At 32.3% G+C, this 9,024-nt stretch carries 10 protein-coding genes and 1 rRNA gene; 8 read left to right on the top strand and 3 right to left on the bottom strand.

Annotation, left to right across the window (positions count from 1 at the left end; genetic code table 11):
- Positions 1–394: ribosomal RNA gene (locus tag K9L97_04240) — 23S ribosomal RNA — on the top strand; the annotation flags it as partial.
- 277 nt (positions 395–671) lie between these two features.
- The gene (ytxJ, locus tag K9L97_04235) at positions 672–1,010 is read left to right on the top strand and encodes a bacillithiol system redox-active protein YtxJ (protein MCF7872217.1); all 339 of its coding nucleotides are present in this window, start codon (positions 672–674) and stop codon (positions 1,008–1,010) included.
- A gap of 6 nt (positions 1,011–1,016) precedes the next feature.
- Here ytxJ and K9L97_04230 read toward each other — a convergent pair whose 3' ends face one another.
- Positions 1,017–1,634, bottom strand: a complete 618-nt coding sequence (locus K9L97_04230) for a tRNA-dependent cyclodipeptide synthase (protein ID MCF7872216.1) — start codon at positions 1,632–1,634, stop codon at positions 1,017–1,019.
- Between the two features lie 95 nt (positions 1,635–1,729).
- Between K9L97_04230 and K9L97_04225 the strand changes: the two genes are divergently transcribed.
- On the top strand, positions 1,730–2,746 hold the full coding sequence (locus K9L97_04225) for an AsnC family transcriptional regulator (GenBank protein ID MCF7872215.1): 1,017 nt from the start codon (positions 1,730–1,732) through the stop codon (positions 2,744–2,746).
- A 72-nt stretch (positions 2,747–2,818) separates the two neighbouring features.
- The gene (locus tag K9L97_04220) at positions 2,819–3,220 is read left to right on the top strand and encodes a translation initiation factor IF-5A (GenBank protein ID MCF7872214.1); all 402 of its coding nucleotides are present in this window, start codon (positions 2,819–2,821) and stop codon (positions 3,218–3,220) included.
- On the opposite strand, the gene K9L97_04215 is transcribed toward K9L97_04220, so the two are convergent.
- Complete coding sequence (locus K9L97_04215) at positions 3,197–3,433, bottom strand: hypothetical protein (GenBank protein MCF7872213.1); 237 nt, start codon at positions 3,431–3,433, stop codon at positions 3,197–3,199. The two genes, K9L97_04220 and K9L97_04215, sit on opposite strands and share 24 nt — an antisense overlap.
- Positions 3,434–3,631: 198 nt before the next feature.
- Between K9L97_04215 and K9L97_04210 the strand changes: the two genes are divergently transcribed.
- The 4 genes from K9L97_04210 to K9L97_04195 all read left to right on the top strand — a co-directional run bounded on the left by K9L97_04210 (position 3,632) and on the right by K9L97_04195 (position 7,954).
- Complete coding sequence (locus K9L97_04210) at positions 3,632–5,182, top strand: DsbA family protein (protein MCF7872212.1); 1,551 nt, start codon at positions 3,632–3,634, stop codon at positions 5,180–5,182.
- 98 nt (positions 5,183–5,280) lie between these two features.
- Positions 5,281–6,501 (top strand): site-2 protease family protein, encoded by a 1,221-nt coding sequence (locus K9L97_04205; protein MCF7872211.1) that lies wholly within the window; start codon positions 5,281–5,283, stop codon positions 6,499–6,501.
- A gap of 63 nt (positions 6,502–6,564) precedes the next feature.
- Complete coding sequence (locus K9L97_04200) at positions 6,565–7,287, top strand: hypothetical protein (protein MCF7872210.1); 723 nt, start codon at positions 6,565–6,567, stop codon at positions 7,285–7,287.
- Positions 7,280–7,954, top strand: coding sequence for a fibrillarin-like rRNA/tRNA 2'-O-methyltransferase (locus K9L97_04195; protein MCF7872209.1), 675 nt, complete (start codon positions 7,280–7,282; stop codon positions 7,952–7,954). The genes K9L97_04200 and K9L97_04195 overlap by 8 nt, the downstream gene beginning before the upstream one ends.
- A gap of 17 nt (positions 7,955–7,971) precedes the next feature.
- Here K9L97_04195 and K9L97_04190 read toward each other — a convergent pair whose 3' ends face one another.
- Complete coding sequence (locus K9L97_04190; GenBank protein ID MCF7872208.1) at positions 7,972–8,940, bottom strand: class A beta-lactamase-related serine hydrolase; 969 nt, start codon at positions 8,938–8,940, stop codon at positions 7,972–7,974.
- Between the last annotated feature and the right edge of the window lie 84 nt (positions 8,941–9,024).

Raw genomic sequence — 9,024 nt, 5'->3', positions numbered from 1 at the left:
CTTGCTACATCGATGTCGGCTCTTCCTATCCTGGGCGTGCAGAAGCGTCCAAGGGTGGGGGTGTTCACCCATTAAAAGGGATCGTGAGCTGGGTTCAGAACGCTGTGAGGCAGTTTGTTTGATATCTACTGGAAGTGTTTGAGATCTGAAGGGAAGAATCCTTTAGTACGAGAGGAACGAGGAATCGGCGCCACTGGTCGACCAGTTGTCTGACAAGGCACGCTGGGCAGCTACGCGCTAATGGATAAGTGCTGAATGCATCTAAGCACGAAACCAGCCCTGAAAAGAGATCTCTTAGACGCCTATAGAAGATGGGTTTGATAGAATTGGGGTGTACGTACCAAGGCAACGAGGTATTTAGCCCGCAATTACTAAACGTCATTTCCTCTTTTTTTTAAAGGTCTAGGGAGTCAGGATTATTATGCATGGTTTTTTCTTTTTTTTCAAAACTTTTGTTTTGGAGAATATTTTTTTGTTTTTTTTGATGTGTGTTTTTAGGTTTAGTTTCTTTTTCTTAGGTTAGAATTTTGAAATTTTATTGTTTGTAATGGGTGCGAGAATCTAATACTTGTTGTATGTTGTTTTGAGAATGACAAATCTATTATGTTTTGTTTTTGTCATGAATTTTTAGTTCATAAATGTTTTAAAGTATTATTTTTGTTTTTGTTTTTATGATTCATAGAATTGATTCTGTTGAGGAGTTTAAGCACGTTGTTGATGAGAGTTCTAAGCATCCTGTCTTTGTTTTTAAGCATAGTGTTGCTTGTCCTGTTAGTGCTTCTGCTTATAAGATTTTTACTAATTTTATGTTGAAGAATAAGGATAATCCGGATTTGAGTTTTGCTGCGATTATTATTCAGGAGCATAGAGATGTTAGTGATTTTGCTGCTGAGTTTTCTGGTGTTAAGCATGAGTCTCCTCAGGTTTTGTTGTTTAAAGATAAGGGTGTTGTTTGGGATGCTGATCATCATGATATTACTTTGGATTCTTTGAGTATTGCTTTGAAGTAGAGTTTTTTAGTTTATTATTTTGAATTTGGGTAGTGTTTCTTTTATTGTTCCGTATTTTTTTTGGAGTATGTTTTCGTAGATTGGCCAATTTTTGTGGTATGTGTATGTTGTTTTTTCTTCGTTTATTTCTTGGCTTGCTGTTATGTATGCTATTTCTTTTAGGATAAAGGGTGTTGCTTTTTTGTAGTTGTCTGATTTTGTTTTGTTTTGGATTACTTCTTTTGTTGTGTTGTTTATGTCTTGTTGGAATTGTTTGTTTGTTTTGTATAGTCTTATTATTTTTTTGTAGTTTTGTTTGTATTCTTGTTTTGTTTCTATGTCTGTTTCCCAGTTTATTATTTCTATGTTGTTGATGTTTTTGTTTTGTATTATTTCTTTTATTTTGTTTTTTAGGTAGTTTCCTTTTTTTCTTGCTTTTTTCTGTGCTTTTTGTTTTGTGTATCCCATCCCAGTGTATGTGTGGATCATTGGTTTGTCTGGGATCATTATTTTGATTGTTTTGTATTTGTCTTTGGTTTGTGTTATTATTGTTTCTATGTTTTCTTTGTTGTAGTAGCTGTTTTCTATGCTGATTCCTATTATTAGTGTTTCTTGTTCCTTAACCAATTTTTCTTTTGTTTTCATTACTATTTAGTGGTGTTTAAAATATATGAATTTTGTTGTTGTATTTTAAGAATAATGCGATATATTTTTATATTAAATTAAACATTTAGATTATATTGGATAAAAAAGACTATCAAATAATGGAACTTTTAGGTAGAAATTGTAGAATTCCTCATAGTACTATAGGGAGTGCTTTAAAATTATCAAAAGATGCTGTTTTGTATAGAATAAGAAAGTTAGAAATTTCAGAAATGATTAAACAATATGTTTTGTTTATTGATGCGAGGAGACTTGGATTTACAAGATATCATATTCTTGTTAGTTTTGATGCAGATTTGAAGAAATATGGTGATTTGTATTTAGAATTGGCTAAACATCCTTTTGTGATGTGGATAAATAGTTTTATAGGTAGATATGATGCTCAGATAATTGTTGATGCGTGGGATGGATTTCATCTTAACCGTATAAAGGAAGATCTATTTAGTGTATGTAAAAATAAGATTAAGGGGTACGTTGTTCTAACTCATTTATATGATTTGGAATTTACACAGCTTAATCCTTCTATTTATGAAGATGTTGATTTTCAGAAAAAAATGGATCATTCATTTAGCGCACTTATCAATAACAGAAACTTTCCTGTTAGTCCTCATTTTGAAAGACAGCATGTTTCAGAAACTGAAGTTGAATTACTCAAGGAATTATCTGATGATCCAAGAAAATCTCTTATAAATCTTGGTAAAAATATAGGTGTTGATCGAATTACTGCTAAGAAAAGAATTGCAGCTTTAATTAAAGATAAAATAATTCTTAGTTTTGCAATAAGTCCTAATTTAGAAAAACTAGGGTTTGTAACTTATTATTTGCTTGTTCGCCTTAAGCAGGATATACCTTATAATGTTTTAAAAAGACCTTTTGAGAGGCTTCAAAATATTTTTTATGCAGGTAAAATGCTTGGAGATTATGATTTGATTCTTTACTTGAATGCTAGGAATCCGCAAGAGCTTAATTCAAGTATTGAGTTGTTTAAGAAAGATATTGAAGAATATATAATTCATTATGATTTGTTGGTTCAAGATAAGGTGCATTTTTGGAAGCAGTTTACTGCAGGATTGTATTCCGCTTTGAAAAAGTAAGCTTTATAAATGGTTTTCTTTTCCTTTTAGTATTGTGTTTAATTTAATATAATTTAAGAGGGGATTTTTAAGATGTCAGGAGAAATAACTCATAAATCAGCAGGAAGTTTACAGAAAGGTAACTATGTCGTTGTAGAAGGGGTGGCTTGTACGGTTTCAGACGTTTCAGTTTCAAGACCGGGAAAGCACGGTCATGCGAAGGTCAATTTGATGGCTGTTGGCATTTTAGATGGTAAAAAAAGAAACATGGTTTGTCCGGGGCATGATCATGTTGAGGTTCCTGTTATTGATAAGAGAAATGCTCAAGTTCTTCATCATGATGCTAAGATTGCAAGTGTTATGGATACGGAAACTTATGAGAATTTTGATCTTGAAATTCCTGATGAATTAAAGGGAGAAATTCAGGATGGTCAAACTGTTGTGTATTGGGTCATTTTACAGGATAGAGTTTTAAAACAAATAAAGAGTGATTAGTTGAGGATTGATTATTATGGGTAAATTTCCAGAAGCTGCGGCTAGAATTTTAGATAATATTTTTGTTTGCAAGGATTGCAAGTCGAAAGTTAGAACTACTAATCTTAGAGTTCTTGGCGGTAAAGTCAGGTGTAGGAAGTGTAGTGGTAAGGCTTTGAGACCTGCTAGGAAAAAGTAGATTATTTTTTTGTAGTTTTGTTTTTTTTTGGGCACTTTTTGGTTTTTTTGTGGTTTTGTTTTCTTTTTGATGTTTTAGATTTGCGATTTCTAGAATTTTAGCATATTTATTGGTGGTTTTTTGCTTTTTAACAAATAAAAGCACAATAGCTACTCTCTAATGACAAATTATTTAAAGGTGTTTTGTTTTCTATATTTTAAGTTTATGTTTTTAAAAAATTAAAAGGTGATTTGATGAAAATAAAATTTAAATTTGCAATTCTTTTGTTTGTCTTCGGATTAATATTTATTCCAAGCGTGATGTCTTTGAAAGTTACATATGAAGTAGGATCTGATGCATATGTTGTTCCTGAAAATGCAAAAAAGGATTTTAAAGTAACTCAGCTTGAAGTTAAAGATATTGAAAAAAAGAAGGTTGTTTCTGACAATGCTAAAGATGTTGATGATATAGTAGAAAAAATAAGGTCTGAATTGAAAGATAATGCAGATATAAAATCTAATAATAGGTTCTTTTATATTTATACTAATTATATAGCGCCTCTTATAGGTAACTATTTGGTTTTGGACACAACTCATTTAATGCAAATGCATGATGAGGATTATGCTTTGGCTTCATTTGATAGGGATGGTTCTTATGGTTTTTCTACTAGTTCGAACTTAAATGTTGATGCTGAAGATTTTGATTTAAGAATAGATAATGCCTTTTTGAACGCAAGAGAAAACATTGAGATGGTTGCAGATAATTTTGCTTTTAATTCTCAGAATAATATTCAATTAGATGCAGATGGAAGGATGGATTTAACTGGAAATGTAATTAATATCGACGGTTCTAATTTAATAACGCTTGGTTCAGATGATTTTTTAATTGAATCAGATAGTGTTCAAGGTTATGGTGACTTCCTTGAGTTGAATTATGATACTTTTTCACTTAGCGCTTCTGATTTTGAGCTGAATGTTGAAGAATTAATTTCTGAAGATGATATCAGCATGGTTTTTGAAGAAGGTGTCGATGTTGAAACTGATGAAGATTTAGTTGTTGATGTTGGAGAAGACTTTTATTTGAATGCAGAGGGAATAACTTTAGAATCTGAAACTCCAATAAATATTGATGGAAATATTAATCTTGATGGAGATCTTTTGTTTGATTCAAATGATGGTGTTGTTTTGCGGTCGTCAAATGGGAATTCCTGGTTGTTAAAGGTTGATGATAATGGTAATTTGTTCACTCAACCAGTAGATAGTGCTACTAATGACACTGGAGGAGACTCAGGTGAATATATGGGCGATAAAGTGTTAGGTGATTCAGATGCTCCTGTCACGATAACTATGTTTGCAGGGTTTGAAGATCCGTACTCTAAGCAGTTTATGACTAATACTTTTGGTTTGATTATTGATGAATATATTGAATCTGAAGATGTTTTATTTGTTTTTAAAAATTATCCTTTGATTGGTATCCAGCCTAATTCTTTGAATGCTTCAGTTGCCGCTGAGTGTGCAGCTCATCAAGGAAAATTTTGGGAGTATTCTTTTGAATTATTTAATTTAGATAATTTAGATTCAGTTAATTATGTTGAAGTTGCTTCTGAATTGGGTTTGGATGAAGACGATTTTATAGATTGTTTGCAAGATGATTACGCTTTAAATCAAATTTTTGAGGAGATTGAAGAAGGAGATGACCTTGGTATAACAGGAACTCCAACATTTTTTATTAATGATGTTGAATTAATTGGCGCGCATCCTTTTTCTGATTTTCAGGAGATAATTGATGGCGAGTTAGAAGGATAAATTTTTTTGTTTTTTTGTTTTTTTTTAAAGTAACTTTGTGTTGTGACGGGTCATTTTAATAATAACATTTATAAAGTAATTGTTTCGTTTTTCTTTTTATGAGCTTTGAATGGTTTTGGGATTGGGGCATAGCTGCTCTTTTTTACATTATAATCATTTTGTTAATCTATTTTAATAGGAAGAAATTTGATATAGAGCATAAAGTAATTGCTTTGTATAGGACTAAGTTTGGTTTGAAACTGATGAACTTTATTGGTGCTAAGCACCCTAAATTTATTGGTTTTTTAGGTAATGTTGGTATTTATGTTGGTTTTTTAGGTATGCTTGTGATGATTGGGTTTATGTTTTTTGGGACTTATCAATTAGTGTTTGTTCCTTCTGCACCTCCTATGTTTAGTCCTGTAATTCCCGGGTTTCAGATTCCTGGAAGTCCTTTTAAGTTTCCTTTATTTGAAGGTTTATTGTCTTTGTTTATTGTTGTTGTTATTCATGAATTTAGTCACGGTGTTGTTGCTAGGGCGCATGGTATTAAGGTTAATAATAGCGGTTTTGTTATGATTGGGCCTATTCCTGGTGCTTTTGTTGAGCCTGATGAAAAACAGCTTAAGAAAAAGAGTAAAAAAGTTCAGCTTAGTATTTTTGCTGCGGGTCCTTGGTCTAATATTATTGCGGCATTTATTTTTTTGTTGTTGTTAAATGGTTTTGTTTTTTTAACTGCTTCAAGTTATACGCCTACAGGTGTTGTGATTGAGGATTTTACTAATAAAGAGGATGTTTTAGCTAGTGGTAGATTGGCAGGGTTTTCTAAGGGTGATGTTATTATTGGTGTTGATAATGTTTCTGTTGGCGGGGTTTGGGAGTTATCTGATTCTTTAGTGAATAAGTCTCCAGGCGATGTTGTTTTGATTAAAACGGATTTTTTTGAGAAAGAAATAGTTTTGGATGCTCATGCTTTAAATGGTAGCGTTCCTGTTGTAGGTATAATTGCCAATCATAGACTTGATGCTAGTAATGCGTTTATGGGCGTTATTAAGCCTGTTTATTTGTGGTTTGTTGGCAATCCTTATGATACTGGTTTTATTCCCAGGCTTGGCGTGCTTGGCTTGTTGTATGTTTTAAGTTTAGGTATTGGGTTGGTTAATTTGTTGCCTATTGGTCCTACGGATGGTGGTAGGATGTATTTGTTAGCGTTGCAGAAGTTTTTTAAAAATGATAAGGCTATGTTGATTTGGTCTAAAACTGCTTTGATTCTTGTCATTTTGTTGATTTTCTTGGTTGTTATGCCTATTTTAAGGGAAATTTTTAGTGGTTTAGTTTGAAATTTGTTGTTTATTGTTTTGTTTACTAATAACATTTTTAAGTGGATTTAATTTCTTTTTTTTATGATGGATGATTTTAAAGCTTTAAGGGAAAAAAATATTGAGTTTGTAAAGAGACAAATTAAGAATTCTGTATCAAAAGATTTGATGATTGTTCATGCTATTAATAACATTGAGGAACTAGAAAGGATAATTAATGTTTTAGTTGGACGTTTGAGGGAGTGGTTTGCTAATGAGGATCCTGAACTTGAAGATGAGGTTTCCGATAATGAATTTTTTGTTTCTAAAGTTTTGTCTTTTGAGGGTACTGGTTCTTTGATGGGTGGTTCTTTTGATGAGGATGATGAAAAAGCAGTCAAAGCTTTAGCAATTAGCATTCATGGTTTGATTCAGACAAAGAATTTTTTGCTTGTTTATTTGGAAAAAACAATGGGTGTTGTTTGTCCAAATATTCTTGCTTTGGCTGGGAAGACTATTGGTGCAAAACTTATTAGAGAGGCGGGGAGTTTGAAGAGGCTTGCTTTGTTCCAGAGCTCTACTGTTCAGTTACTTGGTGCTGAAAAAGCATTGTTTAGGCATTTAAAATCAGGTGCTAAGAGTCCTAAATATGGTCATATTGTCAATCACCCGATTATTATTGCGTGTTCTGCTGGGGATAAAGGTAAGGCTGCAAGGATGCTTGGTGATAAATTAAGTATGTGTGCGCGTTTGGATTATTTTAAGGGCGAATTTAAAGCTGAGGAATATTATTCTGAGTTAAAGGAGCGTTTTGATAAGAATGGATGAAGTAAATAAATTTAGGGTTTTTAAGATTGGTAAAGGTAAGAAGTCTTCTTATTTTACTAAGAGCATTTATCTTAAATTTGTGGGTTTTGATGAAAAATTATTTAGGCAGGGCAGTGATGTTTTTCGAGAAGTTAGTCCTATGCGTAGCAAGTTTATAGCTGCTATTGCTAAAGGTTTGAGTCAGACAGGGATTAGAGAAGGCAGTGTTGTTTTATACCTTGGTGCTAGCCATGGTTATACGCCTAGTTTTATTAGCGATATTGTCGGTGAGAGTGGTTTTGTTTTTTGTTTAGATTTTGCGCCTCGTGTTGTTCGTGATTTAGTGTTTGTTTGTGAAAAAAGAGCTAATATGGCTCCTGTTCTTGCTGATGCATTTCAGATTAACACTTTTAAGACTTCTGTGCCTGGTAAGGTAGATGTTGTGTTTCAAGATATTGCTCAAAGAAACCAGGTTGAAATTTTTGTTAAGAATTGTGATTATTTTTTGAAGCCTGGAGGTTTTGGTCTTTTGGCTTTGAAAGCTAGAAGTGTTGATGTGAGTAGGAAGCCTAAGGATATTTTTAAGGAAACTAGGACTTTTTTGGAGAAAAAATATTTTGTTGTTGATTATCGTGAATTAGATCCTTTTGAGAAAGATCATGCTTTTTTTGTAGTTAAAAAGAAATGATTTTTTTGGGAGTTCATTTATTTTTTGATGTATTCGTATATTTCTTTTGATATCTGTTTCATTGTTTCTATTGATTCTGGTTCTGTTGTGTTTTTGCTCATTATGCATAAAATGTAATTTGTTTTTTGTGTGTATATTATTCCGCAGTCATGGTAACTTTCTTCTTCTTTCCAAAATCCGATTTTGTGACTTATTGTTGTTCCTTTTGGAAGTCCTGAGGGTATCCATTTGTTATGTATTGTGTTTGTTAGTGTTCGTAGTATCCATTGAGAATATGGTTTTCTTAAGTAGCTTGATAAATATAGTGATCTAAATATGTTTGTGTATTGTTTTGGGGTCATTTTTGTTGTGCCTTCTGGTTTTAGTATTGTTGTTGTTAGGGGCATGCCCATAGATAATCTTGCTTCTATGTATTTTTCAGTAGGCAAATTTCTAAATAGTGCGTGGTTTGCAGAATTATCTGATTTTTGTAGGGATATTTTTAGTAATTCTTCTATTGTTTTGTCTGTTCCTATGTCTTTTTCTGTTAGAACTCCGAGGAATTGTCCTGAGCTCATATCTATGTCTAGTTGTGTTATTTTTATTGTTTTATTCATTGTCAGTTTTTTTTCTTCTACCATTTTGAGTATTGCTGCGGTTGTTGGTATTTTTAGGAGACTTGCAGGAGTGTATTTTTCTTTTCCATTTATTTCTAGTGATGCTCCTGTTTTTAAGTCTTCAAAGTATATGCTGTAGGTTCCTTGGGTTTTATTTGTTATTTCTTGGAGTTTTTGTTCTAGCGGTTTATATGTTATTATTGCATTTTCTTGAAATTTTTGAAAGTCTTCTATTTCTTTGTTTGCTATGTGCGGGTTTAGTAGGTCGTATTCTTCTTGGCTTGTTTTGTTTTCTGTAAGAATAATCATTGCGAGTATTATTGTTGTTATGAAGAATATTATTGTTAGTGTTAGGTATGTGTTTTTTTGAGAAAGTTTTATTTTGTTCAAGAGCGTTGTTTTTGTTGTTGTATTTATATTTTTTTCTTTATTGCGCGCTAGATACGCTTTTGCGTTTCTAAGAGACTTGGAGCA

The sequence above is a fragment of the Candidatus Woesearchaeota archaeon genome, assembly GCA_021735165.1.
Lineage (GTDB): Archaea > Nanobdellota > Nanobdellia > Woesearchaeales > 21-14-0-10-32-9 > JAIPET01.
This window is presented reverse-complemented; position numbering and strand designations above follow the sequence as displayed.

What these genes read in the sequence shown, in the direction of transcription:
- ytxJ (MCF7872217.1), top strand. Translation starts at nt 672, where the DNA reads ATGATTCATAGAATTGATTCTGTTGAGGAGTTTAAGCACGTTGTTGAT.
- K9L97_04230 (MCF7872216.1), bottom strand. Translation starts at nt 1,634, where the DNA reads ATGAAAACAAAAGAAAAATTGGTTAAGGAACAAGAAACACTAATAATA.
- K9L97_04220 (MCF7872214.1), top strand. Translation starts at nt 2,819, where the DNA reads ATGTCAGGAGAAATAACTCATAAATCAGCAGGAAGTTTACAGAAAGGT.
- K9L97_04210 (MCF7872212.1), top strand. Translation starts at nt 3,632, where the DNA reads ATGAAAATAAAATTTAAATTTGCAATTCTTTTGTTTGTCTTCGGATTA.
- K9L97_04205 (MCF7872211.1), top strand. Translation starts at nt 5,281, where the DNA reads ATGAGCTTTGAATGGTTTTGGGATTGGGGCATAGCTGCTCTTTTTTAC.
- K9L97_04200 (MCF7872210.1), top strand. Translation starts at nt 6,565, where the DNA reads ATGATGGATGATTTTAAAGCTTTAAGGGAAAAAAATATTGAGTTTGTA.
- K9L97_04195 (MCF7872209.1), top strand. Translation starts at nt 7,280, where the DNA reads ATGGATGAAGTAAATAAATTTAGGGTTTTTAAGATTGGTAAAGGTAAG.